Origin of the sequence: Rhizobium sp. BR 250 (assembly GCF_047445855.1) — a bacterium.
GTDB classification, from domain to species: Bacteria; Pseudomonadota; Alphaproteobacteria; order Rhizobiales; family Rhizobiaceae; genus Agrobacterium; species Agrobacterium tumefaciens_I.
Window position 1 is genome coordinate 506,376 of record NZ_JARWKW010000001.1, and the last position, 25,855, is coordinate 532,230.

The window sequence follows — 25,855 nt, forward strand, 5'->3', positions numbered from 1 at the left end:
TACCCGTTCTCTGAAAGGCCTTTTGAACGGGTTAACAAAGCATGAAGACAAGAACAATGTGGCGGGATGGATGAACGAAAGGTTCCTGTGGATGAAGGGTTGTTGACGTGAACAATCCCGAATCCATGCTTCATGGAATCCGCCAATGTCACTCCAGCCCCATGCCGAACCAGACGCTGCCGGGCGTTTCGTGGCTGTCGAGACGTTTGAAGCCACGGGTTTCCCAGAACCGCATGCCCGCATGGTTGCGTTCACTGGCGCCGAGGTGAATGCCGTAGACGCTGTTCTGTCTTGCCATGTCCAGCCAGCGAGACAGAAGCCGGGTGCCACCGCCCTTGCCCTGCGTGCGCGGCAAAAGGTTCATGTGAATATGGGCCGGAAACGGATCGGTAAGCCAGGACGGCGTGCGGCGCGGATGGTGGATGAAATGGGCACGGCGCTGGTCGGCGTCCCATGTCTGCTGGTCGCCACCCGGATCGGGATAAAGGGCGCGCAGATGCGGCCACCATTCCTGCTCCAGCCGTTCTTCGTGCGAAGCCGTATCGAGCGCGCCGACGATGTAACCGCAGACACCCTCCTCGTCCTCCGCCACGAAAACGGCATCGGGCCAGAGATGAAGATAGGGCGCGGAATAGATGTGCCCGACCATGTGGCCGTCATTGTAAAGCGCCGTAGCATCTTGCCCGGCATCACCGGTGGCAAGGCTTATGGCGTAGAGCGCCTCTTCATCTTCAGAGCGGGCGGAGCGGAAGATCAGCATTTGCAGGAGCCCTCCATCTTCACGCGCGGACACGCGCCAACCGCCTGAAAAACAGGAATACACCCCACACCAACGCTTCGTCTCAAATCCGATACCCCTCCCACAGGGACTGCAACAATTGCTCTCCGCCCTTTATCGGTCAGGATGCGGGCGGATACAATAAATCGATTATATAAGTCGGATCGAAGCGGGAATCGAGCATGCCGTAAGTGTGCCGCCAGCCGCCCGCGAGACGCGTTTCGAGGAAGGCATCGGCGATCTTGCCGGCACCCAGCCGGCAAAGCTCGGCGGCAGCGGCCGCAAGCGCGAACTGTTCCACCAGCAGACGGGCCGCGCCCTCGTCACGTTCCGCAAGCGCGATCGCGGCGCGCAACACGTCGGTAGTCTTCTTGCCGGCAGGTCCGAGATCGCGCTCCAGCGTCTGGAAGACGAGATCGAACAGATCCTTGCCGCGCTGGAGAACCCGCAGCACATCCAGCGCCATGACGTTGCCCGAGCCTTCCCAGATGGCGTTGACGGGCGCTTCGCGATAGTGGCGGGCAATCGGCCGCTCTTCCACGTATCCATTGCCGCCAAGGCATTCCATGGCCTCATAGATGAGCGCCGGCGCGATCTTGCAGCACCAGTATTTGACGATAGGCGTCATGACCCGCGCATAAGCGGCTTCTGCCGGATTGTTGCGGGCAGCATCGAAGGCCGTCGCCAGCCGGAAGGAGAGTGCCGTCGCGGCGGCCACATCCAGCGCCATGTCGGCGAGAACGCGCGTCATGATCGGCTGGCTGACCAGCATCTTGCCGAAAACCGAACGGCCGCGGGCGAAATGCACGGCTTCGGCGAGCGAGGCGCGCATCATGCCTGATGATGCCAGCGCGCAATCGAGCCGCGTCAACGTCACCATATCCAGGATGGTGCGGATGCCGCTGCCGGGATCGCCGAGCAGATAACCGAAGGCATCAGTGAACTCGACTTCGGCCGACGCATTGGAGCGGTTGCCGAGCTTGTCCTTCAGCCGCTGGAAATGCAGGCCGTTCTTCGAACCGTCTTCGAGATAACGCGGTACGAGGAAGCAGCCCATGCCGTCGCCCATCTGGGCCAGCATGACGAAGCCGTCGCTCATCGGCGCGGAGAGGAACCACTTGTGGCCGGACAGGCGATAGATGCCCTCGCCCACCCGCTCGGCCGTGGTGCGGTTGGCACGCACATCCGTGCCGCCCTGCTTTTCCGTCATGCCCATGCCGATGGTGACGGCGGTTTTCTGCAGGGCCGGTTTCTGCGCAGAATCATATTTGCGCGAGAGAATCTTCGGCGCCCATTCCTTCTGTACGCGCGGCGAAGCCATGATGGCGGCAACGGAGGCGCTCGTCATGGTCAGCGGGCAGAGATGCCCCGCCTCCAGCTGCGAAGTCAGGTAGAATTTCGTGGCGCGGGCCTTGTGCTCATTGCCGCGCGTATCGGGAGAGTTCTCCCAGACGCTGGAATGCAGACCTGATGACATCGAACGGCGCATCAGCGCATGCCAGGCGGGATGGAATTCCACCTGGTCGAGACGCTCGCCGCGCGGGCCGTGGGTGTGCAGCTGCGGCACGCCCTGATTGGCCATGCGCGCCAGCTCCTGCGCCTCATGCGAGGTGACGTAACGGCCGAGCTGATCGTACTCGTCCCTCAGATTGCGCGACAGGCCGGAGGTGAGATCGACGATCAGCGGATCGGAACGATAGGCATTGATGCCGGACCAGAGGCTAGGCTGGTTCAGTTCGGCGAGCGATTCTTCTGTCCGGGAATTCTGGGTCATCCGCTGCTTCTAGCTGTTTTGTACTGGCATTGCATAGTGGGGTGATATTGCATAATTCCGCACACAGGAAGCGATTGAGACGATTAAGCCGCCGCTTTCAGCATTTTTCGGGAGTGACCCTGATTTAGGTATCCGGCCTAGAGAATGCCAAACACGTTTCCGGCAAGACCGAGCGAAAGCACCAGGAGGAAGCCCGAAGCGGTGCCGCGCACCAGCCGCGGCGAAGACTGGCCGGCATGGCGGATAAGAAGCGCCCCGGCCGATAGCCATACGAGGGCCGCAAAACCCACCAGCACCGAAAAAAGCAGGATATGCGGCCAGATTTCAGCCAGCGGGGCCTGCGGCAACAGGACGAGGCCGACGATCAGCGCCTTCGGGTTGAGGCAGGTGGTCACGAAAACCCGGCGAAGTGTTATCGCCTCCCCGATCGGCGTGGAGGACGGCAACGTCCATAACCGGGCGGCCAGAAACGCCACCCAGATGGCAGTGCAGAGCTTGATTGCCTGCGCAAGGCCCGCATGCGTTTTCAGAAATTCGGAAAACAGCACGGCAACGGTAAGGATGACGAGCAGGTAGCCGGTGATTTCACCGATCATCAGCGGCAGCGACGCCCGGACGCCACGACCGGCACCGGAAAGGGCCAGAAGCGTGTTCGTCGGGCCGGGCGTCAGAAGCAGGGCCAGAACGGCAAGAGCAAAAACAGAATAGGAATACATTTCGATAGGTCCGATCATCTGCGTCGTAGACAGGAATTTAGCTTTGAACTCCAACCGAAACTGACCGATGCCACGGCGGTGCGCCTTGATATAAGGCAAGTGAAGAAGCATTCCCGACTCTGACCAAACTTCGGGTTCCGCCTATTGCAAGTCCCCGCTTGCAGCCCTCGGACGATCTCGTTTGAACCACCATCATCAACATTCTGCATAATCCTTCGCCCGGCGTGGAACTTGCGACAGGCTTTTTCGGTTCGCGACTTACTGAAAGGCTGCACAGGGAGGAAGCCATGGAGGCCAGCGCAAGAAAGCTCTTCGAACGATATGAGCGGTTTTTCAACAAGTCTCTCAAGGGCGACATGAATATGGAGGAGGTAGCATCCCTCTACGCCTCCGACTTCATCGCCGCATCCCCTGCCGGGGTGATGACCGGAAAGAACGATGACCACCTGAAGCAGGTCATGACGAAGGGTTACGAGCGCTATCGGGCCATAGGAACGAAGGAGATGCGGATACGCCATATCCGTATCTCGCCCATCGATGAACATCATTGCGTCGCCCATGTCGCCTGGACGGCGACCTTCGCCCGCAAGGGCCGACCCGATGTCGCGATCGATTTCGATGTTCACTACTTCGTACAGGAGCTGGAAGGGCCGCCGAAAGTTTTCGGCTGGGCGTCAGGAGACGAGCAGGCGCTTTTAAAGAAGCATGACATCGTCTGACACGCGCTCGTCCCATCACCGCCCGCCGAAATGCCGGTCTAGAGGGTTGGGGAAACATCGTCGTGTTTTCATTTCAGGGGCCGCTGGCGCTTGCTCCTGCGCCGAGCAATCTCTATAGAGCGCAGGACCGAATTCCGCGGCACTCCTGAGGCGTGTTCACAGCGAATGGAGCGCACGGATCAGCATTCGGGCGTTCCGGGCATTTTCACGGGAAAATGCGGCGCCCGTCAGGAGGCAAACCGCATGGTCTTCTTCCCCCATCGCCATCTCCTCGGCATCAAGGGGCTTTCCCATCAGGATATCACCCTGCTTCTCGACAAGGCCGATGAGGCGGTGAAAATCAGCCGCCAGCGCGAGAAAAAGACCTCGACGCTTCGGGGCCTGACGCAGATCAACCTGTTCTTCGAAGCCTCGACGCGCACGCAATCCTCCTTCGAGCTTGCCGGAAAACGCCTCGGCGCAGACGTGATGAACATGTCGGTCGGCAATTCCTCGGTGAAGAAGGGGGAAACGCTGATCGATACGGCGATGACGCTGAACGCCATGCGCCCGGATGTGCTGGTCGTGCGCCATTCCTCCGCAGGGGCCGCAGCGCTTCTCGCGCAGAAGGTCGCCTGCTCCGTGGTGAATGCCGGCGACGGCCAGCATGAGCACCCGACGCAGGCGCTGCTCGATGCGCTGACCATCCGTCGCGCCAAGGGGGAACTTTCCGGCATCACGGTTGCGATCTGCGGTGATGTGCTGCATTCGCGCGTGGCCCGCTCCAATATCATCCTCCTCAACCAAATGGGCGCGCGCGTCCGCGTCGTCGCCCCCGCCACGCTTCTGCCTTCGGGCATTCGCGACATGAGCGTGGAGGTCTTCCACGACATGAAGGAAGGTTTGAAAAACGCCGACGTGGTGATGATGCTGCGCCTGCAGCGTGAGCGCATGTCCGGCTCCTTCGTGCCTTCGGTGCGCGAATATTTCCATTATTACGGCCTCGACGCCGAAAAGCTGAAGGCGGCGAAGGAAGATGCTCTGGTCATGCATCCCGGCCCGATGAACCGCGGCGTGGAAATCGCCTCCGACGTGGCAGACGGTCCGCAGAGCGTCATCGAAAGCCAGGTGGAAATGGGGGTTGCCGTGCGCATGGCCGTCATGGAAACCCTGCTTGTCTCGCAAAATCAGGGTGAGCGCGTATGAGTGCCGTTACCGTTCTCAAGAACCTCCGCATCGTTGATCCCTCCCGCAATCTGGATGAGACCGGCAGCATCGTCATCGGTGCCGATGGCACCATTCTCGCAGCAGGCAAGGATGCGCATAATCAAGGCGCGCCGGAAGGTGCAACAGTGCGCGACTGCAAGGGTATCGTGGCCGTTCCCGGTCTGGTTGATGCCCGCGTCTTTGTCGGCGAACCCGGTGCCGAGCACCGCGAAACCATCGAATCCGCCTCACGCGCGGCAGCGGCCGGCGGTGTCACCAGCATCATCGTGATGCCGGATACCGATCCCGTCATCGATGACATCGCGCTTGTCGAATATGTGAAGAAGACGGCGCGCGACAAGGCAATCGTCAATGTCCATCCGGCAGCGGCCCTGACCAAGGGCCTCAATGGCGAAGAAATGACCGAATTCGGCATGTTGAAGGAAGCCGGTGCGGTTGCCTTCACCAATGGCCGCAAGGCGCTTTCCGACACGCTGGTGCTGCGCCGCGCCATGACCTATGCCCGCGAACTGGGCGCCGTCATCGCGCTCGAGACCCGCGACAAATATATCGGCGGCGGCGACATGAACGAGGGGCTTTTCGCAAGCTGGCTCGGGCTGTCGGGCGTTCCGAAGGAAGCCGAAATCATTCCGCTGGAGCGTGACCTTCGCATTGCCGGCCTGACACAGGCAATCTACCACGCCGCCAAAATTTCCGTTCCGGAATCGGCAGAGGCGATCCGTGTCGCCCGGCAACGGGGCGTGAAGGCCACCTGTGGCATTTCCATCAACCACCTTACGCTCAACGAGAACGATATCGGCGAATACCGCACCTTCTTCAAGCTTTCCCCGCCGCTGCGCGCCGAAGACGACCGCAAGGCCATGGTGGAAGCCCTGAAGGACGGTACGATCGACATCATCGTCTCCTCCCATGACCCGCAGGATGTCGACACCAAGCGCCTGCCGTTTTCCGATGCGGCGAGCGGCGCGGTGGGGCTGGAAACCATGCTGGCGGCGGCGCTGCGCCTCTACCACAGTGGCGAGGTTCCGCTGATGCGGCTGATCGATGCGCTCTCCACCCGCCCGGCCAAGATTTTCGGTCTCGACGCCGGAACGCTGAAGGCTGGCGCGAAGGCCGATATCACCCTGATCGATCTCGACGAACCGTGGCTCGTGGCGAAGGAACAATTGGTCTCGAAATCCAAGAATACGCCGTTCGAGGATGCCCGTTTCAGCGGCCGTGCCGTCGCCACTTATGTGGCTGGCAAAGCCGTTCATTCCTTGGCATAAGATCACGGCAAGAGATCACGCGGGCAGCGCGACAGAGGGGACGTTTGAATGAGTGCTTTGACTGACTGGCAGACGGCGCCTGCCCTTCTCGCGCTGGCCGCGCTGATCGGCTATCTGCTTGGCTCCATCCCCTTCGGCCTCATCCTCACCCGCATGGCGGGGCTGGGTGACGTGCGCAAGATCGGCTCCGGCAATATCGGCGCCACCAATGTGCTGCGCACCGGTAACAAGAAGCTCGCCGCCGCAACCCTGCTGCTCGACGCGCTGAAGGGTACGGCGGCGGTTCTGGTCGCCAATGCGCTCTGGGGTTACGAGGCCTCGCTGGTTGCCGGTTTCTTCGCCTTTCTCGGTCACCTGTTTCCGGTGTGGCTGGATTTCAAGGGCGGCAAGGGTGTGGCGACCTATATCGGCGTGCTCCTGGGTGCAGCACCGCTGATGATGCTGGCCTTTGCGCTGATCTGGCTCGCGACAGCCTTCATCACCCGTTATTCGTCGCTCTCGGCGCTGCTTGCCATGCTGGTCATTCCCGTGGCGCTCTGGGTGCTTGGTCCGGAAAAGACGGCGCTGCTGGTGACGCTGCTCAGCATGATTTCCTGGTGGAAACACCGCGAGAATATCGCGCGCCTGCTGGCGGGCACCGAAAGCAGGATCGGTCAAAAGGGCTGAGCCCATCTTGAGGACAAGCCATGCCGCATGAGGAAACGACACGGCAGGGCATAGAGCTTTCCGCGCGGCAGCGGGTCGCGTGGCTGAGGCTCATCCGCAGCGACAATATCGGTCCCGTTACCTTCCGCGAACTCATCAATCATTTCGGCAGCGCCGAAAAGGCGCTCGATGCCCTGCCCGAGCTTTCGCGGCGCGGCGGTTCCTCCCGCAGCCCGCGCATCGCCACACAGGCGGAAGCGGAAGGCGAGATCGAAACCGCTGAGAGATTCGGCGCGCGTTTCGTCGGCATTGGCGAACCGGATTACCCACATGCCCTGCGGCAGATGGATGGCGCGCCGCCACTGATCGCCATGAAGGGATCGGCAGATGCAGCGACAAGGCCGTGCGTCGGCATCGTCGGCTCGCGCAATGCCTCCATCAACGGCGCGAAATTCGCCGCCATGCTGGCACGCGATTGTGGGCGCGCCGGTTATACGATCGCATCGGGGCTGGCGCGCGGCATCGATGCGGCCGCGCACAGGGCTAGCCTTGCGACCGGCACGGTTGCGATGCTGGCCGGCGGTCTCGACCGTCCCTACCCGCAGGAAAATTTCGGGCTTTTGCAGGAGATATATGATCAGGGCGGCGCGACGATCAGCGAAATGCCTTTCGGCTGGGAGCCGCGCGCCCGCGATTTCCCCCGCCGCAACCGGTTGATCGCGGGCGTGTCGCTTGGCGTCGTCATCGTGGAGGCGGCGGAGCGCTCGGGTTCGCTGATTACGGCGCGGCTTGCCGGCGAAGCGGGACGGCTGGTTTTTGCCGTGCCCGGCTCCCCGCTCGATCCACGCTGCGAAGGTACCAACCGGCTGATCAAGGAAGGCGCCATGCTGACCACGGGTGCGGCCGATATTCTCGAAGCGCTGCGACCGCTGATGGAGCCGCAATTGCCCTATAACCGCAAGATCGAGGAACCGCGCTCCGACGAGGACATGTCACCGCCCGGAGATTATGAGCGCAGCGTCATCGCTTCCGCCCTCGGCCCCTCGCCCGTGGAGATTGACGACATCATCCGACACACGGGCTTTTCCGCGGCCACCGTTCATCTGGTGCTGCTGGAGCTTGATATAGCGGGACGTCTAAACCGGCATGCCGGGGGACGGGTTTCTCTCCTCGCGGATTGACAGCTTGCGCCGTCCGCTCTGGATATCGCCGACTTCGACATAGGCCATCTCGATCAGATAACACAGCATGTCCGCGCCCTCGCGGCTGGCGACCTGGCGCAACTCCGCCAGCATCTGGCGAATGTAAGCCAAGTTCTCTCTGGTCCCTTCATTATCAGCATTATTGTTTGTCGCGTTCGGGACCATATATTTATCCTGCAATATCCGCCTGAAACGAAGAGCTTAAGTAGATTCAAATGATGTTGCCCAACATAACCAAATTACCAAAGATTGCAATACAACAATAGATTATCCATAGGTTGCAGTCGCCTTGAAGCGATAAAATCGGGCTTGCCTCTTGACCAGCGGGCATTACCTGTCCATGTCGAATTATAAGGAAGGCCAATTGCGGCATCGCGCCGTGACCGGGCCACGTTAACGGACCAGTTCCAGAGAAGAACAATATGAATGTCGTCGTCGTAGAATCTCCTGCCAAAGCCAAGACGATCAACAAGTATCTTGGCTCGGGCTATAAGGTTCTTGCATCCTTTGGCCACGTCAGAGACCTTCCTGCCAAGGACGGATCGGTGCTGCCCGACCAGGATTTCGAAATGTCCTGGGAGGTCGACAGCGCATCCGCCAAGCGCATGAAGGATATTGCCGATGCGGTGAAATCCTCCGACGGCCTCATTCTCGCAACCGACCCGGATCGCGAAGGCGAGGCCATTTCCTGGCACGTTCTCGATCTTTTGAAGAAGAAGCGCGTTCTCGGCGACAAACCGGTGAAGCGCGTGGTCTTCAACGCCATCACCAAGAAGGCGGTGCTGGACGCGATGGCGAACCCGCGCGACATCGACGTGCCGCTGGTCGACGCCTATCTCGCCCGCCGTGCGCTGGATTATCTCGTCGGTTTCAACCTGTCGCCTGTGCTGTGGCGCAAGCTGCCCGGCGCGCGTTCCGCCGGCCGTGTGCAGTCGGTTGCGCTACGTCTCGTCTGCGACCGTGAATCCGAGATCGAGCGTTTCGTCTCCGAGGAATACTGGAACATCAGCGCGCTTTTGAAGACACCGCGCGGTGACGAGTTCGAAGCCAAGCTGGTTTCCGCCGACGGCAAGCGACTGCAAGCCCGCTCGATCAAGACCGGCGAGGATGCGAACCGGCTGAAGGCGCTGCTGGAAGGTGCAAGCTATGTCGTGGAGAGCGTCGAGGCGAAGCCCGTCAAGCGCAACCCCGGCCCGCCCTTCACCACCTCGACACTGCAGCAGGCCGCGTCTTCGCGCATGGGCTTTGGTGCCTCGCGGACGATGCAGGTAGCGCAGAAGCTTTACGAAGGCATCGATATCGGCGGCGAGACCGTCGGTCTGATCACCTATATGCGTACTGACGGCGTGCAGATGGCGCCGGAGGCGATCGACGCTGCGCGGCGCGCCATCGGCGAGCAGTTCGGCGGCCGTTATGTGCCGGAAAAGGCGCGCTTTTATTCCACCAAGGCCAAGAACGCCCAGGAAGCGCACGAAGCGATCCGCCCGACCGATTTCAACCGCACGCCGGATCAGGTGAAGCGTTATCTCGATCCCGACCAGCTGCGTCTTTATGACCTGATCTGGAAGCGCGGTATCGCCAGCCAGATGGCGTCCGCCGAAATCGAGCGCACGACCGTCGAAATCCTCGCCAGCAATGGCGGCGAAAAGGCGGGCCTGCGCGCCGTCGGTTCGGTGATCCGTTTCGACGGCTTCATCGCCGCCTATACCGACCAGAAGGAAGATGGCGAACAGAGCGACGACGGTGATGACGAAGGCCGTCTGCCGCCGATCAATGAGCGCGAGAACCTCGCCAAGCAGAAGATCAACGCCAGCCAGCACTTCACCGAGCCGCCGCCCCGTTATTCGGAAGCCTCGCTGATCAAGAAGATGGAAGAGCTCGGCATCGGCCGTCCTTCCACCTACGCAGCGACGCTGAAGACGCTGAGCGACCGCGAATATATCGTCGTCGACAAACGCAAGCTGATCCCGCATTCGCGCGGCCGGCTGGTGACGGCTTTCCTCGAGAGCTTCTTCACCAAATACGTCGAGTATGATTTCACTGCAGCGCTGGAAGAAAAACTCGACCGCATTTCCGCCGGCGAGCTGGACTGGAAGCAGGTTCTGCGTGATTTCTGGAAGGATTTCTTCGCCCAGATCGAAGACACCAAGGAACTGCGGGTCACCAACGTTCTGGATGCGCTGAACGAGGTTCTGGCGCCGCTGGTCTTCCCGAAGCGCGAAGACGGTTCCGATCCGCGCATCTGCCAGGTTTGCGGCACCGGCAATCTTTCGCTGAAGCTCGGCAAATATGGCGCCTTCGTCGGTTGCTCCAACTATCCGGAGTGCAACTACACGCGCCAGCTCACCTCCGATGGTGCGGAAGCGGAGGCTGCGGCCTCGAACGAGCCGAAAGCACTCGGTTCCGATCCGATGACCGGCGAGGAGCTGACGCTTCGCTCCGGCCGTTTCGGACCCTATATCCAGCGCGGCGATGGCAAGGAAGCCAAGCGTTCCTCGCTGCCCAAGGGCTGGAAGCCTGAGGACATCGACCACGAAAAGGCGCTGGCGCTCATCAATCTGCCGCGCGATATCGGCAAACATCCGGAAACCGGCAAGATGATTTCCGCGGGTCTCGGGCGCTATGGGCCGTTCCTTTTGCATGACGGTTCCTATGCGAACCTCGAAAGCATCGAGGACGTGTTCTCGATCGGCCTGAACCGTGCCGTGACCGTCATTGCCGAAAAGCAGAGCAAGGGACCGGGGCGCGGCCGCAGCGGCACACCGGCTGCTCTGAAGGAACTCGGTGACCATCCCGATGGCGGCGCCATCACCGTCCGCGACGGGCGTTATGGCGCTTACGTCAACTGGGGCAAGGTCAACGCCACCATTCCGAAGGGTCAGGACCCGGCTTCGGTGACGCTGGACGAGGCGCTGGTGCTGATTGCCGAGCGCATCGCCAAGACCGGCACCGGCGGCAAGCCTGCCAAGGGCAGGAAGACGGCTGCCAAGAAGGCCGATGGCGACGCGGCAGCAAAGCCGAAGGCCACCAAGGCCAAGGCGGCAACCAAGAGCAAGGCGGCCGCCAAGCCGAAGGCAGCGGCCAAACCCAAGAAGGCAGCAGAGTGAGCAAAGCGCCGCGTCAGAGACAAGGTTCCGCCAGCGACGGTTTCGGACGCACCGGGCGTGGCAAGCGAGTGAGCGAAGGTGAAGGCATCATCCATGGCGAGGTGCCTTCCCGCGAAGTTTTGCTGAAATTCATCGCGGACCATCCGCAGCAGGCCTCCAAACGCGAGATCGCCAAGGCTTTCGGGCTGAAGGGCGAAAACCGCGTGGTTCTTAAGGCGCTGTTGAAGGAGCTTGAAACCGATGGCATGGTGCAGAAGAGCCGCAAGTCGCTGACGCGGCCGGGCGGCCTGCCGCCCGTCACGGTTCTCGACATCACCACCCGCGACAAGGATGGCGAATTGATCGGCCGTCCGGCGGAATGGCCGGAGGATCAGGGCGCGGCACCGGCCGTGCTGATCCGCCAGTCATCGCAGGATCGCGGCAAGAAGGCCCCGGCTGCCGGTCTCGGCGACCGTATTCTCGCAAAGATATTCCCCTCCAAGGAAAGCTCCGGCCCGGCCTATACGGCCCGCGTCGTCAAGCTGATCGACCGCCGCCAGAATGCGCTGCTCGGCGTGTTCAAGGAAACGGCGGGCGGTGGCGGAAGGCTGATGCCCATCGACCGGCGCGGCGAAGAAATGGTCATCGACCCCGACGGCGTTGGTGACGCCAGGGACGGCGATCTGATCGAGGTGGAAACCTCGCGCAACAGCGGCCGTTACGGGCTGACGCGCGCCAAGGTGCTTTCGGTCATCGGCTCCGTGGCTTCGGAAAAGGCGATCTCAATGATCGCGATCCATTCCCACGGCATTCCCCATATCTTCCCGCAGAATGTTCTGGCCGAAGCGGATGCCGCCAAGGCCGCGACCATGTCGCACCGCGAGGACTGGCTCGATCTGCCGCTCATCACCATCGATCCGGCCGACGCCAAGGACCATGACGATGCGGTCTATGCCGAACCGGACACTTCGCCCGACAATCCGGACGGTGTCATCGTCACCGTCGCCATTGCCGATGTCTCCTGGTATGTGCGGTCCGGTTCTCCGCTCGACCGCGAGGCGCTGAAGCGAGGCAATTCCGTCTATTTCCCCGACCGCGTCGTGCCGATGCTGCCGGAGCGCATCTCCAACGATCTCTGCTCGCTGAAGGAAGGCGTCGACCGCCCTGCCCTTGCTGTGCGGATGACCTTCTCGAAGGAAGGCCGCAAGGCGGGCCATACCTTCCATCGCATCATGATGAAGAGTGCTGCCAAACTCTCCTACCAGCAGGCGCAGGCAGCGATCGACGGCCGTCCGGACGACAAGACCGGACCGCTGCTGGAGCCGATCCTGAAGCCGCTGTGGCACGCCTATGAGGTGATGAAGCGCGGCCGCGACCGTCGCCAGCCGCTGGAGCTCGACATGCCGGAGCGCAAGATCCTGCTTCGGCCTGATGGAACGGTGGACAAGGTCGTCATTCCCGAGCGGCTCGACGCGCATAAGCTGATCGAAGAAATGATGATCCAGGCGAATGTCGCCGCCGCCGAGACGCTGGAAAAGAAAAAGCAGCCGCTGGTCTATCGTGTCCACGATGCTCCCACACTTTCCAAGCAGGAGGTGCTGCGCGAATTCCTCGGCACCATCGGTATTTCCATGGCCAAGGGTGCGGCCATGCGTGCCAATTCCTTCAACGGCATTCTGGCGCGTGCCATTGATACGCCGCACCAGATCATGGTCAACGAGATGGTGCTGCGCAGTCAGAGCCAGGCGATCTATAGCCCGGAAAATATCGGCCATTTCGGCCTAAACCTGATGAAATACGCCCATTTCACCTCGCCGATCCGCCGTTATGCCGATCTGATCGTGCATCGGGCATTAGTGGGCTCGCTGGGGCTCGGCGAAGGCGGCATCACGCCGCAGGAAGAGGCGACGCTCGACGATATCGCCGCCGAAATCTCGACCTTCGAGCGCCGCGCCATGGCAGCCGAGCGCGACACCATCAACCGGCTGATCGCCCATCATCTGTCCGAACGGGTGGGCGAGGAATTCGAAGGCCGCGTCGGCGGTGTCACCAAGGCGGGACTATTTGTCGCGCTGCCGCAGTTTGGTGCTGATGGCTTTGTTCCTATATCTACACTCGGAACCGATTATTTCCTGTATGATGAAGCCCATCAGGCTCTGACCGGGGAAAAGACCGGTCTCGGCTATCAGCTTGGCGACACGGTTCAGGTCCGGCTTGCGGAAGCCGTGCCACTGGCGGGTGCGCTACGGTTCGATATGTTGAGCCCGGGGCGCAAGATGCCGGTCGGCGCGCGCTCTTTCCACAAGGCAGGCCGGCGGACATCGCGTCTTGCCGCCAAGCCAGGAACAAGGCCGCCGAGAAGGCGACGATAACAAAACCGCTTCAGGCGGTTGAAAGCGGGAGAAGGACTTAGGGATGAGTGCACATCAGGGCTCGGAAACGGTCACCTTCGGAGATAGCAGTGCGGAACGGCCGCTTGGCCGCTCGATCATGCGGGGTATGGCCAACCGCTGTCCGGCCTGCGGCAGCGGCCGCCTGTTCCGGGCCTTCCTGAAGCCGGTGGATGCCTGTGCGGCCTGCGGCGAGGAAATGCACCATCACCGTTCGGACGACCTGCCGCCCTATATTTCCATCGTCATCATCGGCCATATCGCCGTTGGCGGCTTCATGATGACAGACATGGTGTTTTCCGTGCCCATGTGGGTGCATTTCGCCATCTGGGTGCCGATCACCATCCTGGCCGCGCTCCTGACGCTGCAGCCCATCAAGGGCGGCGTCATCGGCCTGCAATGGGCGCTAAGGATGCACGGCTTCGACCGAAAACAACCAAAAGCGCAGATAGACGGCTCGTCTCACTGACGGTGCGCGGGACCTTGCAAGAGCCTCAGCGCTCCCGGGAAGCCGAAACGGCAAGCGCGCCCATGCGGCCGCGCGATGCCGCCTCCATCATCCTGTTCGACCGCTCCGGCCCGCAGCTCAGGGTGCTGATGGGCCAACGCAGCAGCGCCCACGTCTTCATGCCCGGTGCTTACGTATTTCCGGGCGGCAAGCGCGATCCACGTGACCATGCGCTGCCCTTTTCCGGCGATCTGCATCCGGCCGTCCTTCACAGCCTCACCGCTTCCGCAGCGCGCCGCCTGAGTGCCGCCGGTGCAAGAGCACTGGCGCTGGCCGCCGCGCGCGAACTTTTCGAGGAAACCGGCATGGATCTGGGACTCAGCGCCGACGGTCCGGATCTTTCCCGTTTTCGTTATGTGGCACGCGCCATCACCCCACCCGGAAATGTTCGACGTTACGACACGCGATTCTTTTGCTGTTATACCGATGAATTGGGGCTCGATACCCGGCTAACACGGGATTCCGACGAGTTGCACGATGTGCAATGGCTTGACATGACAGACCTTTCCGGTCTGAACATGCCCAAAATCACGCGTACGGTTCTCGAAGATGTCACAAAACTCATGATAGGTGATCCCTCATTGCCCTTTGAAAGCCCCGCGCGGCTCTATGTCACGCGCCACGGCCGGTTCATTCGAGACTTTGTATAAAGGCCGTCATGTCACAAATGAAATGCGAAGAAGCGGACGCCATTCACTGGCCCTCACTGATCGCCGCGATTTCTGCCATCAGCGCGGTTGGTGTCGCCATCGGTCTTGGCCTGCCGCTCCTGTCGATCATCCTTGAAAAGCGTGGCATCTCCTCCACCATGATCGGCGTGAACTCGGCCATGGCCGGCGTCGCGGCGATGATGGCGGCACCGGTGACCACCAAGATCGCCCATGATTTCGGCGTGGCGCGAACCATGCTGTTTGCGGTCTTCATTTCGGCGGTCAGCGCACTCGGCTTTTATTTCGCCGAGGCCTTCTGGATGTGGTTTCCGCTCCGAATCGTCTTCCACGGCGCCACCACCACGCTGTTCATTCTCTCCGAATACTGGATCAACATGACCGCGCCGTCGAAGAAACGCGGCATGGTTCTCGGCATCTATGCCACCGGCCTCGCTGTCGGCTTTGCAGTCGGGCCGCTGCTGTTTTCCGTGGTCGGCAGTGAGGGCATCCTGCCGTTTCTGGTGGGTGCGGCGATCATCATGCTAGCGGCGATCCCGATCTTCGTGGCGCGCAGTGAAAGCCCGGAGCTGGACGAGCGGCCCAACCACCATTTCGTGCGTTATGTCTGGCTGGTGCCCATGGCGTCCGCCGCAGCCTTCGTCTTCGGCTCGGTGCAGGCGGGCGGTCTTTCACTCTTTCCGATCTACGCCACCCGTGAGGGCTTCAACGAATCGCAGGCCGCCCTTCTGCTCACCGTGATGGGCATCGGCAACATGGTCTTCCAGATCCCGATCGGCCTGCTTTCCGACCACATGAAGGACCGGCGAACCATGCTGGGGCTGATGGCCTTTGCGGGCGTCTGCGGCACGCTGGCGCTGCCTTTCCTGGTGGAAAGCTGGATGCTGGTGGCGGCCTTGCTGCTGTTCTGGGGCGGGCTTGTTTCCGGCATGTATACGGTCGGCCTCACCCATCTCGGCTCACGCCTGAAGGGTGCTGATCTGGTCGCCGCCAATGCCGCCTTCATCTTCTGTTATGCCGTCGGCACGATTGCCGGTCCGCAGGCTGTCGGCATTTCCATGGACGTTGCCGGAACCGACGGCTTTGCCTGGTCGCTCGCCGTATTTTTCGGGCTTTACGTGGTGCTTTATGTCGTCCGTTTTGTTTTCCGGGCAAAACAGGCTTGACTTTTCGGGCGCGATACGTAGTTTCGCGCCAGATTTAGCCGAGGTGAGAAGCGCCTGGCTTCTCTTTTTTGTTTAAAGGCAGGACGACCATGGCGAAAGCTACAACAATCAAGATCAAGCTGCTGTCGACAGCCGACACCGGTACCTTCTACGTCACCACCAAGAACAGCCGTACGTTCACGGACAAGATGACGAAGACGAAGTACGACCCGGTTGTACGCAAGCACGTTGAATTCAAGGAAACCAAGATCAAGTAATTTGCTTGATCGGTATTCCGGCAAATAGCGCGCCCAATGGGCGCGTTTTTTGTTTGTGCATGTATGGACCGGCTGGCCGCAAATGCGCCCCTCCCAGCCTGAAACAACCCTGCTTTTTTTCGCAGGCCATGGCCCCTGCCCGACCGGCAGATCCAGGAATCATACTCAGCCAACATCGATATTCTGATTCTGCCCCTCCCGAGAGATGCGCCAGCGACGCCAAACAGGCTCACGCGACGGGCGGGAACCCAGTGCGACCGCACATCGAACCTGATCTCTGGAAAGCGCAACAGGCCGCTAAAAAGCACGAGAGCGCCGTTCACCCTCTTAAGGCGGGCAGCGCTGCAACAGGCGAATTTCGGGAAGAAGGCGGTCGGCCAACGATGCGATTACGGCACGAGGAACCGATTCGGACATCGTCAGCCGACCGACCCCACGATTCAGGAGATGCGGCGGACCTGAGCATCATGGGGCATTCAAACTACGCAATACCAGCCCCTGAGCAGCGAAATCACGGGCGGCCAAAGCCACCATCATCTCACCATCACGAGACGGAAAAACCGCCGGAAGAACTGTTACTCTCAATAGGGAGTGTGCGCAGAAGTAAAATAAAAATCAACAAATTCTTAAGCCAGAGATACATCACCTCGGAAACATGGTTAAATATACCAAGCTGGCACACTATAGTTCTCTGAGAGATTGAATTCAATGTATTTTTCAACTTGGACTCTATTAATCTCGTTCAATTTCATCCATTCATTGTAAAATGATAAAATACATCCAAGGTCAACGGCTTGCAGTCTCGCAAGCCCTGCTCTCGATTGTTGAATGACTATTTCGCCGGGAAAAACCGGAGAAAAATGAACTATTTTATTTTATCCGTTGCTGCCGGCTCAGGCCGCCGCCGCCACGACGCGGTTGCGTCCGGCGTGTTTTGCCTCGTAAAGCGCCCTGTCGGCCTGCTTTAATATCTCGTCCGGCGCACCGAAGGCGCCGCTGCTGGTGGCGATGCCGAGGGAAGCGGTGATGCTCAATTCACGGTCGATGGAACGAACATAAAAAGGCTGGTCCTCAACGATCGCCCTCAGGCGCTCGGCAACGCTTGCAGCAAGCTCCATCGGCGTATCGGGCATGACGACGACGAATTCCTCGCCGCCATAACGGCAGGCGAGATCGGCGCCACGCACCGTACTGCGGATGCGCGCCGCAAATTCCCGCAGGACCTCGTCACCCACATCGTGGCCATAGGTGTCATTGACCAGCTTGAAGCGGTCTATATCGGTCATGCAGATGGAGATCGGGCGGCCACGAACGGCGGCGCGATCGAAGAGTATCTTCAGATGATTGTCGAGATAACGGCGATTGTTGAGGCCCGTCAGCCCGTCAACGATGGCAAGCTCCATCGTGTGCTGCAGGTTGAGCCGCAGATGCTCGTTGTAGCGCTTGCGCCTGATCTGCGTCAGCGACCGGGCGACGAGTTCGTTCGGATCGATCGGACGGAGAATATAATCATTCACGCCAAGATCGAGCGCACGCGCCACCATGTCATCCGCCCCCTGCTCCGCCACCAGAAGCAGCGGCAGGAACCGGGTGCGCTCCAGCGAGCGAAGCTGTGAACATAGCCGCAGCGGATCGTAATCCTCGAAATTCGAATTGACGATGACAAGCTCGAACGGGTTACCCGCCGCCTTGAGCAAGGCCGCCTGCGGTTCCGTCACGGCATCGACCTCGGCAACCGGCTTCAGCGCCCGGACGATACGTTCCTGCGAACTGGCGCGGCCATCGGCAACCAGCACGCGGCCCGGCGTCTGCATCAGGCCGTCGCTGCGCAGCATCTCTTCGATGCCGATCTGCCGCGCGGTTTCGGCACGCAGCCGCAATTCGTCACTGACAGCCTTGAGACGGACCAGGCTTTTGACGCGGGCGATCAGCTGGAGGTCGTTGACAGGCTTGGTCAGGAAATCGTCGGCGCCGGCTTTCAGGCCGCGCACGCGGTCCGAGGGCTGATCGAGCGCGGTGACCATCACCACCGGAATATGCGCGGTTTTCGGGTCGGCCTTCAGCCTTTCGCAGACCTCGAAGCCATCCATACCCGGCATCATGATATCGAGCAGGATGATATCCACCTGCTCCTCGTCGCAGATGGCCAGCGCCTTGAATCCATCCTCGGCGGTGACGACATCGAAATATTCCGCCAGAAGCCGCGCTTCGAGAAGCTTCACATTGGCCGGAATATCGTCAACAACCAGAACTCTCGCCGTCATAACCGTTCCCCAGTCGCCTCACGCATCGCCCAGATAAGTCTTGATGACTTCGATGAATTTCGGAACGGAAATCGGCTTCGACACATAAGCCTCGCATCCGCCCTGACGAATACGCTCCTCGTCACCCTTCATGGCAAATGCCGTGACCGCAATGACCGGGATGACGTGCAATTCGTCATCCTCTTTCAGCCACTTCGTCACCTCCAGTCCCGAAACTTCCGGCAACTGGATATCCATCAGAATAAGGTCCGGGCGGTGCTTGCGGGCGAGATCGAGCGCTTCCATGCCATTGCGCGTCTGGATCGTCGTATAACCGGACGCCTCGATCAGGTCGCGAAAGAGCTTCATGTTCAGCTCGTTGTCTTCGACTATCATGACCTGCTTGGGCATGGTGAGCAGTCCCCGTTTCACTTTGAAACCTTCTTCCAGACATATAAGTTGCCAGAGAACCGATTCCATCGTCCATTTTGCGCAAGGCTAGAGGGATTTGGTTTCAAAATAGGTAACTTCGGGGAAGAAATGCTGCGCGATACGAAAAACAAAGGCAAAGCCGGTCAGGATCCGCAAGAAACGGCGGCCGCCATACTTGGCTGGCTGGCAAACGAACCGGACATGCTGGCACGTTTTCTGGCATTGAGCGGGTTGCAGGCCAACATGCTGCGCCAGGCCGCCACCGATCCCGGCTTTCTGGCCGGGCTCACCGATTTCCTGATGAGCCATGAACCGGACCTGATGGCGTTCTGTGCCGCCACCGATACATCCCCCGAAACGGTGGCCGCCGCCTGGCACCATTTTTCCGGGCCGGGGCTGGATTCGGGTGTGTATTGACGGGACGCCCCTTGAGCCATCGCCACGGCCGGAGTATGGTCGGCGACGTTCTGGTTTTGTTTTCAGCTCATGTCCACGTCGCACCGCTATGATCCCGGTTTTTGCCGCGACTGTCTGGCCGGCCAGCCAGAAGGGTTGAGGCGTTGCCGTGCCTGTGGCAGCCCGCGCCTTCTTTATCACTCCGAACTTTATGATCTGACCATCGCCCATATCGATTGCGACGCCTTTTACGCCTCGGTCGAAAAGCGCGACAATCCGGAACTGGCCGATAAGCCGGTCATCGTTGGCGGCGGCAAGCGCGGGGTTGTTTCCACCGCCTGTTATATCGCCCGCATCCACGGCGTGCGGTCCGCCATGCCCATGTTCAAGGCGCTGGAAGCCTGCCCCGACGCAGTCGTCATCAGGCCGGATATGGAAAAATACAGCCGTGTCGGCCGCGAAATCCGGGCCATGATGCAGGAATTGACGCCGCTGGTGCAGCCGCTTTCCATCGACGAGGCGTTTCTCGATCTCTCAGGCACCGAGAAGCTGCATCACGATCCGCCCGCACGGGTGCTGGCGAAATTCGCCCGGCGCGTGGAAAAAGAGGTCGGGGTGAGTGTTTCAGCGGGGCTTTCCTATTGCAAGTTTCTCGCCAAGGTCGCCTCGGACCTGCAAAAGCCGCGCGGCTTTTCGGTTGTCGGCGAAGCGGAAGCGTTGTCCTTTCTCGCGGCGCGGCCGGTTACGACCATCTGGGGCGTCGGCAAGGCCTTTGCCGCGACGCTGGAGGCGGATGGCATCCGCATGATCGCGCAATTGCAGGAGATGGAAGAGAGCGAGTTGATGCGCCGTTACGGCGTGATGGGGCAGCGGCTGTTCCGGCTCTCGCGCGGCATTGACGAACGGCATGTGCATAATAATGATCCGGTCAAAAGCGTCTCGTCCGAAACCACCTTCTTCAACGATATTTCCCGCTATGAGGACCTCGTTCCCATCCTGCGGTCGCTTTCCGAAAAGGTGGCCTGGCGGCTGAAGAAAAGCGGTATTGCCGGCCAGACGGTGGTGCTGAAGATGAAGACGGCCGACTTCAAGAGCCGCACCCGCAACCGCAGGCTGGACGACCCCACCCAGCTTGCCGACCGCATATTCCGCACCGGCCTTGCGCTGCTGGAAAAAGAAACCGATGGCACGAAATTCCGCCTCATCGGCATCGGTGTCAGCGACCTGCGCGACGCCGGCCTCGCCGATCCACCCGATCTGGTCGACCGGCAAGCCGGGCGGCGGGCGGCGGCGGAAGCGGCGATGGACAAGCTGCGCGACAAGTTCGGCAAGGGCAGCGTCGAGACCGGCTATACCTTCGGCACCCGCAAATAGGGACCTTAAGGCGGCCATGCGCGAGACCTGTCCACCCGCATCCACCATCACCTCGTGCCCGAGGTATTTTAGATTTTACACAAATTAGTGATGTCGCGGCCGCGGCTTCCTTAAACTTCATTAAACTTCACATGGTTGAGTGAGGGAAGTTTTGTGCATGTGGTGTATTGCGTCATGTCCCTTCGCCTCAGTCTTCTGACCGGCATGCTGTCGGCCAGCATTCTTGCCTTTCCGGCGCTTGCCGCCGACAGCCGGTCGCTGCAGATCCTGGTGTCCAAAAGCGACCAGTCGCTCTCGCTTTATGAGAATGGCGAGATCATCGCCACCTCGAAAGTCTCCACCGGCAAGCCGGGGCATGAGACGCCGAGCGGCATTTTCTCCATTCTGGAAAAGCGCAAATACCACGAGTCGAATATCTATTCGGCCGCGCCCATGCCTTTCATGCAACGGCTGACATGGTCCGGTATCGCGCTGCACGAAGGCAAGGTGCCGAATTATCCGGCCTCGCATGGCTGCGTGCGCCTGCCCTCGAAATTCGCCAAGTCACTCTTCGGAGACACGCAGACCGGCGTGCATGTCATCATCACCGATCGCCCGGTTTCGCTGCGTTTCGTGCAGCATCCGACGCTGTTTGCGCCGCGCGACGATGCCGATGACGGCAAGCTGCTTCTGTCAGATGTGGAGTTACGCCCGGCGACCTTCGATGCGGCTTTGGGTACGGTCGAGGTTGCCGTCAATGAAAAGACGCAAGCCATCAAACCGGTGGCAAAAACCAAGCTCCCCTCGCCGCTGCGCATTCTCATTACAAGGCGTGGCGAGCGGGAAAAGGTGATGGACGTCCAGACCGTGCTGACGCGCCTCGGCTTCGACGCCGGTTCTGCCGATGGTTACGCCGGTGAGATGACGGTGAGTGCCATTAACGGGTTCAAGCGGTGGAAAGGGCTGAAAACCACCGGGCCGCTTCTGACCGACGCCTTTGTGGCAGCGCTTTACGCTTCCGCCGGTGAAGATCATCCGCCGAACGGACAGATCATGGTGCGACAGGACTTCAAGCCGCTGTTTGAAGCGGCCATCGATATCAAGGACCCGGAAGTGGCGCTCGGAACCCATTTCTTCGAGGCTGTTTCCGTGGATCGCGCAGCCGGAACCGCCGAATGGAACGGCGTGACGCTCGAAAATCATCTTCCGGCCGCTGCCCGCAAGCGGCTTGGCATCACCGTTACCGAAGCGCCCGGCGGTTTCGACCAGTTGAGCGGTGTGCTCAGCCGTCTCGAAATCCCCGCGGAGATACGCAACCGGATCGAGCAGGAGCTTTCAAGCGGCAGCTCGATCACCGTTTCCGATCTCAGTCACCAGCTGGAGACAGGCATGGGAACGGACTTCATCACCGTCACCAAGGAAGGACCGGTGTGAGGGCTTTCGCCCTACACCAGTTCGACATCAACGACCCCGGGTGCAGACCGCAACGCGGCGGCGATTTCAGGTGAAATGCGGTATTTCTCCGTCAATTCCACCTCGATCTCGCGGCTGCCCTCGTCTTTGATAACGATGAAATAGACCGATCCGTCGCCCTTGGTGTTGAGGTGACGGGCCACCGTCTTCAGTGGGCCGGAATCGCGCACATAAACACGAAGCGCCTTCTGCATCTGCACGGATTTCTCTTCCAGAGACTGAGCCGTCTGGATACGCAGGCCGATGCCTTCCGGCCGCTCTTCCGCCTGTACGGTAATGACAAGCGATTTGCCGACTTCCAGCAGATCACGGAACTGGCCGAGCCCCTCGGAAAACAATACGGCCTCATATTGCCCTGAAGCATCCGAGAAGGTGACGATACCCATCTTGTTGCCGGTGCGGGTCTTGCGCTCCTGCTTGCCGGTGACGGTGCCGGCCAGACGCCCGGCGGTGGCGCCCTGTTTCACCGCGGCGGAAAAATCGGCGAAATTCTGCACGCGCAACTTTTCCAAGATCGGACGGTAAGTATCGAGCGGATGGGCAGTAAGGTAAAAACCGAGCACCTGATATTCGCGCAGCAGCTTTTCCGAGGCGAGCCAGGACTGGAAGGCGGGCAGGATAAGCTTTTCCGGGCCATTGCCGCCACCGGAGCCGAACATGTCCGACTGACCAATGGTGCGGTTGTTCTGCGCCATCTGGGCATAACCGATGATGCGGTCCAGCCCGCCGATCAGTTCGGCGCGGTCACGGCCGAAACAATCGAAGGCGCCGGCATTGATCAGGCTTTCCAGCACACGCCGGTTGATCTGCTTGGGATCGATGCGCAGGCAGAAATCCTCCAGGCTGGTGAACGGCTTGTCGCCACGCACTTCAACGATGTGCTCCACCGCCCCCTCACCCACGCCCTTGATGGCGGCGAGCGAATAATAGATGCGGTTTTCACCCGTCTCGAATTGCCGGAAGGAGGTCTGCACCGAGGGTGCGACGACCTCGATACCAAGGCGGCCGGCATCCTGACGGAAATCGTTGAGCTTTTCCGTGTTGGCCATATCGAGTGTCATGGAGGCCGCGAGGAACTCCACCGGATAATGCGCCTTCATATAGGCGGTCTGGTAGGACACGATGGCGTAAGCGGCGGCATGGCTCTTGTTGAAGCCGTAATTGGCGAATTTCGCCAGGAGGTCGAAGATGGTGTCGGCCTGCGGTTTCGAGACGCCGTTCTTGATGGCGCCATCAACGAAACGTTCGCGCTGCTTGTCCATCTCCTCCTTGATCTTCTTACCCATGGCGCGGCGCAGAAGATCGGCTTCGCCGAGCGAATAACCCGAGAGGACCTGGGCGATCTGCATCACCTGTTCCTGATAGACGATAACGCCCTGCGTTTCCTTCAGCAGATGGTCGATGGTGGGATGGATCGATTCCAACTCCTCCTCGCCATGTTTGCGGGCATTATAGACCGGGATGTTTTCCATCGGGCCGGGACGATAAAGCGCCACCAGCGCGATGATGTCCTCGATGCAGTCCGGGCGCATGCCGATCAGTGCCTTGCGCATGCCCGCACTTTCCACCTGGAACACGCCGATGGTCTCGCCGCGCGACAACATCTCGTAGGTTTTGGCGTCTTCGAGCGGGATTGCCGCGAGATCGACCTTGATGCCCCGCTTGGCAACAAAATCGACGGCGACTTTCAGCACCGTCAGTGTCTTCAGGCCGAGAAAGTCGAATTTGACGAGGCCGGCGCTTTCCACCCATTTCATGTTGAACTGGGTGACCGGCATATCGGATCGCGGATCGCGATACATCGGTACGAGTTTGGAGAGCGGGCGGTCACCGATGACGATACCGGCAGCGTGGGTGGAGGCGTGGCGGTAAAGCCCCTCGATCTTCTGAGCGATATCCAACAGGCGGGCGACCACCGGCTCCTTGTCCGCCTCCTCCTGCAGGCGCGGCTCTTCCTCGATCGCCTTCGACAGCGGCGTCGGGTTGGCCGGGTTGTTGGGCACCAGCTTGCAGATCTTGTCCACCTGGCCATAGGGCATTTCCAGCACACGGCCGACATCGCGCAGAGCCGCACGCGCCTGCAACGAACCGAAGGTGATGATCTGCGCCACCTGCTCGCGGCCATATTTGGCCTGCACGTAGCGAATCACCTCTTCGCGGCGATCCTGGCAGAAGTCGATATCGAAGTCGGGCATCGAAACGCGTTCGGGATTAAGGAAGCGTTCGAACAGCAGCGAGAAGCGCAGAGGATCAACATCGGTAATCGTCAGCGCATAAGCAACGAGCGAGCCCGCACCCGAGCCACGGCCCGGCCCGACCGGAATATCATGCTGCTTGGCCCATTTGATGAAGTCGGCAACGATCAGGAAGTAACCGGGAAACTTCATGCGCGAGATGACGCCGAGTTCGAAATCCAGCCTCTCGCGATATTCCTGTTCCGTATAACCGGGCGCCATGCCAAGAGCGGCAAGACGCTGATCCAGCCCCTCCACCGCCTGCCGTCGAAGCTCCTCGGCTTCGGCACGTTCGGCCGCTTCCGGATCTTCGCTGGCGCCGGTGAAACGCGGCAGGATCGGGCCGCGCTTTTTCAGCACATAGGAGCAGCGCAGCGCAATCTCGACGGTATTCTCCAGCGCTTCGGGAAGATCGGCAAACAGCGCCGTCATCTCCGCACGGCTCTTGAGGTAGTGATCGGGTGTCAGGCGGAACCGGCTGTCATCGGACACGATGGCGTTGTGCGCCACCGCCATCAGCGCATCATGTGCCTCGTAATCGGCCTTGGACGGGAAAAACGCCTCGTTGGTGGCAACAAGGGGAATGTCGTGCTCATAAGCAAGGCCAATCAGGCGCCGCTCATGGGAGCGATCGTAACCGGACTGGCGCTGCAATTCGATATAAAGCCTGTCACCGAAGAGTGACTTAAGTGCCAGCAGCCGCTCCTTCGCCTGCGCGGCGTGGCCTTCCTTCAGCGCCATATCGACAGGGCCGCCGGAAGCGCCGGTCAGCGCAATGAGGCCGGCATTGGAAGCTTCCTCCAGCCATGCGCGGGTAATGTGCACGGAATGGCTGCTGCCCTCACCGTCCAGATAGGCGCGGCTGACGAGATCCACCAGCCGCTCATACCCTTCCGCATTGGCGGCAAGGAGAACGATGGCGGGAAGTTTCTGGAGGTGACTATTGTGATTGCGGCGATCCTCCGCCGCATCCTGCATGTCGATGGACAGCTGGCAGCCAATGATGGGCTGCAGACCTTCATCCCGCGCCTTTTCGGAAAATTCCAGCGCGACGAAAAGATTGTTGGTGTCGGTAATGGCAATGGCCGGCTGGCCGTCGCCAACGGCCTTGGTCATGATTTTCTTGAGGGGCAACGCCCCCTCAAGCAGGGAGTATGCGGAATGAACCCGAAGATGGACAAAACCGGGGGTCTTCAGCGTTTCGCCAGAGGTCTCTCCACGCACAACCGTATCGCCCATATCGTCTTCCTGTCATTCTGAATCGAGGGGGCGATTTTCCGATTTCCGGCGCTTAATGTCCACCATTTTGCGGTATCCATACAGGCTTCTGCGCCGGTGTCT

At 60.5% G+C, this 25,855-nt stretch carries 21 protein-coding genes; 14 read left to right on the forward strand and 7 right to left on the reverse strand.

Going from position 1 to position 25,855, the window contains the following annotated elements:
• Window positions 1–148 precede the first annotated feature (148 nt).
• The 3 genes from QD336_RS02540 to QD336_RS02550 all read right to left on the reverse strand — a co-directional run bounded on the left by QD336_RS02540 (window position 149) and on the right by QD336_RS02550 (window position 3,268).
• Window positions 149–760 carry a GNAT family N-acetyltransferase gene (locus QD336_RS02540; protein ID WP_499169264.1) on the reverse strand — a complete coding sequence of 204 codons (612 nt, stop codon included), beginning with the start codon at window positions 758–760 and terminating at the stop codon, window positions 149–151.
• Between the two features lie 139 nt (window positions 761–899).
• Complete coding sequence (locus tag QD336_RS02545) at window positions 900–2,552, reverse strand: acyl-CoA dehydrogenase family protein (RefSeq protein WP_499169164.1); 1,653 nt, start codon at window positions 2,550–2,552, stop codon at window positions 900–902.
• 137 nt (window positions 2,553–2,689) lie between these two features.
• Window positions 2,690–3,268: a LysE family translocator gene (locus tag QD336_RS02550; protein WP_499169166.1), complete on the reverse strand. Its 579-nt coding sequence runs from the start codon at window positions 3,266–3,268 to the stop codon at window positions 2,690–2,692.
• A 287-nt stretch (window positions 3,269–3,555) separates the two neighbouring features.
• Here QD336_RS02550 and QD336_RS02555 point away from each other — a divergent pair, with 287 nt between their 5' ends.
• From QD336_RS02555 to dprA, 5 genes are all read left to right on the forward strand, one after another.
• Window positions 3,556–3,987 carry a DUF6841 family protein gene (locus tag QD336_RS02555; RefSeq protein ID WP_499169168.1) on the forward strand — a complete coding sequence of 144 codons (432 nt, stop codon included), beginning with the start codon at window positions 3,556–3,558 and terminating at the stop codon, window positions 3,985–3,987.
• A gap of 243 nt (window positions 3,988–4,230) precedes the next feature.
• Entirely contained in the window at window positions 4,231–5,172 is a 942-nt protein-coding gene (locus tag QD336_RS02560; protein ID WP_003521487.1) for an aspartate carbamoyltransferase catalytic subunit, read from the forward strand.
• Window positions 5,169–6,461, forward strand: a complete 1,293-nt coding sequence (locus QD336_RS02565; protein ID WP_499169170.1) for a dihydroorotase — start codon at window positions 5,169–5,171, stop codon at window positions 6,459–6,461. Before QD336_RS02560 ends, QD336_RS02565 begins: the two co-directional genes overlap by 4 nt.
• 48 nt (window positions 6,462–6,509) lie before the next feature.
• Complete coding sequence (plsY, locus tag QD336_RS02570) at window positions 6,510–7,127, forward strand: glycerol-3-phosphate 1-O-acyltransferase PlsY (RefSeq protein ID WP_499169171.1); 618 nt, start codon at window positions 6,510–6,512, stop codon at window positions 7,125–7,127.
• A 20-nt stretch (window positions 7,128–7,147) separates the two neighbouring features.
• Window positions 7,148–8,287 (forward strand): DNA-processing protein DprA, encoded by a 1,140-nt coding sequence (dprA, locus tag QD336_RS02575; protein ID WP_499169172.1) that lies wholly within the window; start codon window positions 7,148–7,150, stop codon window positions 8,285–8,287.
• Here dprA and QD336_RS02580 read toward each other — a convergent pair.
• On the reverse strand, window positions 8,243–8,473 hold the full coding sequence (locus QD336_RS02580) for a hypothetical protein (RefSeq protein WP_269343721.1): 231 nt from the start codon (window positions 8,471–8,473) through the stop codon (window positions 8,243–8,245). The genes dprA and QD336_RS02580 overlap by 45 nt on opposite strands.
• 257 nt (window positions 8,474–8,730) lie before the next feature.
• Here QD336_RS02580 and topA point away from each other — a divergent pair, with 257 nt between their 5' ends.
• The 6 genes from topA (at window position 8,731) to rpmG (ending at window position 16,383) form a co-directional block, all read left to right on the forward strand.
• Entirely contained in the window at window positions 8,731–11,415 is a 2,685-nt protein-coding gene (gene topA, locus QD336_RS02585; protein WP_499169174.1) for a type I DNA topoisomerase, read from the forward strand.
• Window positions 11,412–13,766 carry a ribonuclease R gene (rnr, locus tag QD336_RS02590; protein WP_499169176.1) on the forward strand — a complete coding sequence of 785 codons (2,355 nt, stop codon included), beginning with the start codon at window positions 11,412–11,414 and terminating at the stop codon, window positions 13,764–13,766. Before topA ends, rnr begins: the two co-directional genes overlap by 4 nt.
• 43 nt (window positions 13,767–13,809) lie before the next feature.
• Window positions 13,810–14,253, forward strand: coding sequence for a DUF983 domain-containing protein (locus tag QD336_RS02595; RefSeq protein WP_269343726.1), 444 nt, complete (start codon window positions 13,810–13,812; stop codon window positions 14,251–14,253).
• Between the two features lie 62 nt (window positions 14,254–14,315).
• On the forward strand, window positions 14,316–14,942 hold the full coding sequence (locus QD336_RS02600) for an NUDIX hydrolase (RefSeq protein WP_499169266.1): 627 nt from the start codon (window positions 14,316–14,318) through the stop codon (window positions 14,940–14,942).
• Window positions 14,943–14,959: 17 nt separating this feature from the next.
• Window positions 14,960–16,126 carry an MFS transporter gene (locus QD336_RS02605; protein WP_499169267.1) on the forward strand — a complete coding sequence of 389 codons (1,167 nt, stop codon included), beginning with the start codon at window positions 14,960–14,962 and terminating at the stop codon, window positions 16,124–16,126.
• Between the two features lie 89 nt (window positions 16,127–16,215).
• Window positions 16,216–16,383: a 50S ribosomal protein L33 gene (rpmG, locus tag QD336_RS02610; RefSeq protein WP_003496403.1), complete on the forward strand. Its 168-nt coding sequence runs from the start codon at window positions 16,216–16,218 to the stop codon at window positions 16,381–16,383.
• 893 nt (window positions 16,384–17,276) lie between these two features.
• On the opposite strand, the gene QD336_RS02615 is transcribed toward rpmG, so the two are convergent.
• Window positions 17,277–18,647 carry a PleD family two-component system response regulator gene (locus tag QD336_RS02615; protein WP_499169178.1) on the reverse strand — a complete coding sequence of 457 codons (1,371 nt, stop codon included), beginning with the start codon at window positions 18,645–18,647 and terminating at the stop codon, window positions 17,277–17,279.
• 18 nt (window positions 18,648–18,665) lie between these two features.
• Window positions 18,666–19,037: a response regulator gene (locus QD336_RS02620; protein ID WP_003521498.1), complete on the reverse strand. Its 372-nt coding sequence runs from the start codon at window positions 19,035–19,037 to the stop codon at window positions 18,666–18,668.
• A 129-nt stretch (window positions 19,038–19,166) separates the two neighbouring features.
• On the opposite strand from QD336_RS02620, the gene QD336_RS02625 reads away from it, so the two are divergent.
• The 3 genes from QD336_RS02625 (at window position 19,167) to QD336_RS02635 (ending at window position 22,241) form a co-directional block, all read left to right on the forward strand.
• Complete coding sequence (locus QD336_RS02625) at window positions 19,167–19,475, forward strand: DUF3572 domain-containing protein (protein WP_499169179.1); 309 nt, start codon at window positions 19,167–19,169, stop codon at window positions 19,473–19,475.
• 69 nt (window positions 19,476–19,544) lie between these two features.
• The gene (locus QD336_RS02630) at window positions 19,545–20,828 is read left to right on the forward strand and encodes a DNA polymerase IV (RefSeq protein ID WP_499169181.1); all 1,284 of its coding nucleotides are present in this window, start codon (window positions 19,545–19,547) and stop codon (window positions 20,826–20,828) included.
• Window positions 20,829–21,002: 174 nt separating this feature from the next.
• Window positions 21,003–22,241 carry a L,D-transpeptidase family protein gene (locus QD336_RS02635; RefSeq protein WP_499169183.1) on the forward strand — a complete coding sequence of 413 codons (1,239 nt, stop codon included), beginning with the start codon at window positions 21,003–21,005 and terminating at the stop codon, window positions 22,239–22,241.
• A gap of 11 nt (window positions 22,242–22,252) precedes the next feature.
• Here the strand turns inward: QD336_RS02635 and dnaE are convergent, their stop codons facing one another.
• Entirely contained in the window at window positions 22,253–25,753 is a 3,501-nt protein-coding gene (gene dnaE / locus QD336_RS02640; protein WP_499169185.1) for a DNA polymerase III subunit alpha, read from the reverse strand.
• Between the last annotated feature and the right edge of the window lie 102 nt (window positions 25,754–25,855).

Bases quoted from the DNA above. Each gene is read 5' to 3' on its own strand.
- dprA (WP_499169172.1), top strand. From the start codon at position 7,148: ATGCCGCATGAGGAAACGACACGGCAGGGCATAGAGCTTTCCGCGCGG.
- topA (WP_499169174.1), top strand. From the start codon at position 8,731: ATGAATGTCGTCGTCGTAGAATCTCCTGCCAAAGCCAAGACGATCAAC.
- QD336_RS02620 (WP_003521498.1), bottom strand. From the start codon at position 19,037: ATGCCCAAGCAGGTCATGATAGTCGAAGACAACGAGCTGAACATGAAG.
- rpmG (WP_003496403.1), top strand. From the start codon at position 16,216: ATGGCGAAAGCTACAACAATCAAGATCAAGCTGCTGTCGACAGCCGAC.
- QD336_RS02625 (WP_499169179.1), top strand. From the start codon at position 19,167: ATGCTGCGCGATACGAAAAACAAAGGCAAAGCCGGTCAGGATCCGCAA.
- QD336_RS02540 (WP_499169264.1), bottom strand. From the start codon at position 760: ATGCTGATCTTCCGCTCCGCCCGCTCTGAAGATGAAGAGGCGCTCTAC.
- QD336_RS02550 (WP_499169166.1), bottom strand. From the start codon at position 3,268: ATGTATTCCTATTCTGTTTTTGCTCTTGCCGTTCTGGCCCTGCTTCTG.
- QD336_RS02635 (WP_499169183.1), top strand. From the start codon at position 21,003: ATGTCCCTTCGCCTCAGTCTTCTGACCGGCATGCTGTCGGCCAGCATT.
- QD336_RS02605 (WP_499169267.1), top strand. From the start codon at position 14,960: ATGAAATGCGAAGAAGCGGACGCCATTCACTGGCCCTCACTGATCGCC.
- plsY (WP_499169171.1), top strand. From the start codon at position 6,510: ATGAGTGCTTTGACTGACTGGCAGACGGCGCCTGCCCTTCTCGCGCTG.
- QD336_RS02600 (WP_499169266.1), top strand. From the start codon at position 14,316: ATGCGGCCGCGCGATGCCGCCTCCATCATCCTGTTCGACCGCTCCGGC.
- QD336_RS02565 (WP_499169170.1), top strand. From the start codon at position 5,169: ATGAGTGCCGTTACCGTTCTCAAGAACCTCCGCATCGTTGATCCCTCC.
- QD336_RS02595 (WP_269343726.1), top strand. From the start codon at position 13,810: ATGAGTGCACATCAGGGCTCGGAAACGGTCACCTTCGGAGATAGCAGT.
- QD336_RS02555 (WP_499169168.1), top strand. From the start codon at position 3,556: ATGGAGGCCAGCGCAAGAAAGCTCTTCGAACGATATGAGCGGTTTTTC.
- QD336_RS02630 (WP_499169181.1), top strand. From the start codon at position 19,545: ATGTCCACGTCGCACCGCTATGATCCCGGTTTTTGCCGCGACTGTCTG.
- QD336_RS02615 (WP_499169178.1), bottom strand. From the start codon at position 18,647: ATGACGGCGAGAGTTCTGGTTGTTGACGATATTCCGGCCAATGTGAAG.
- QD336_RS02580 (WP_269343721.1), bottom strand. From the start codon at position 8,473: ATGGTCCCGAACGCGACAAACAATAATGCTGATAATGAAGGGACCAGA.
- dnaE (WP_499169185.1), bottom strand. From the start codon at position 25,753: ATGGGCGATACGGTTGTGCGTGGAGAGACCTCTGGCGAAACGCTGAAG.
- QD336_RS02560 (WP_003521487.1), top strand. From the start codon at position 4,231: ATGGTCTTCTTCCCCCATCGCCATCTCCTCGGCATCAAGGGGCTTTCC.
- QD336_RS02545 (WP_499169164.1), bottom strand. From the start codon at position 2,552: ATGACCCAGAATTCCCGGACAGAAGAATCGCTCGCCGAACTGAACCAG.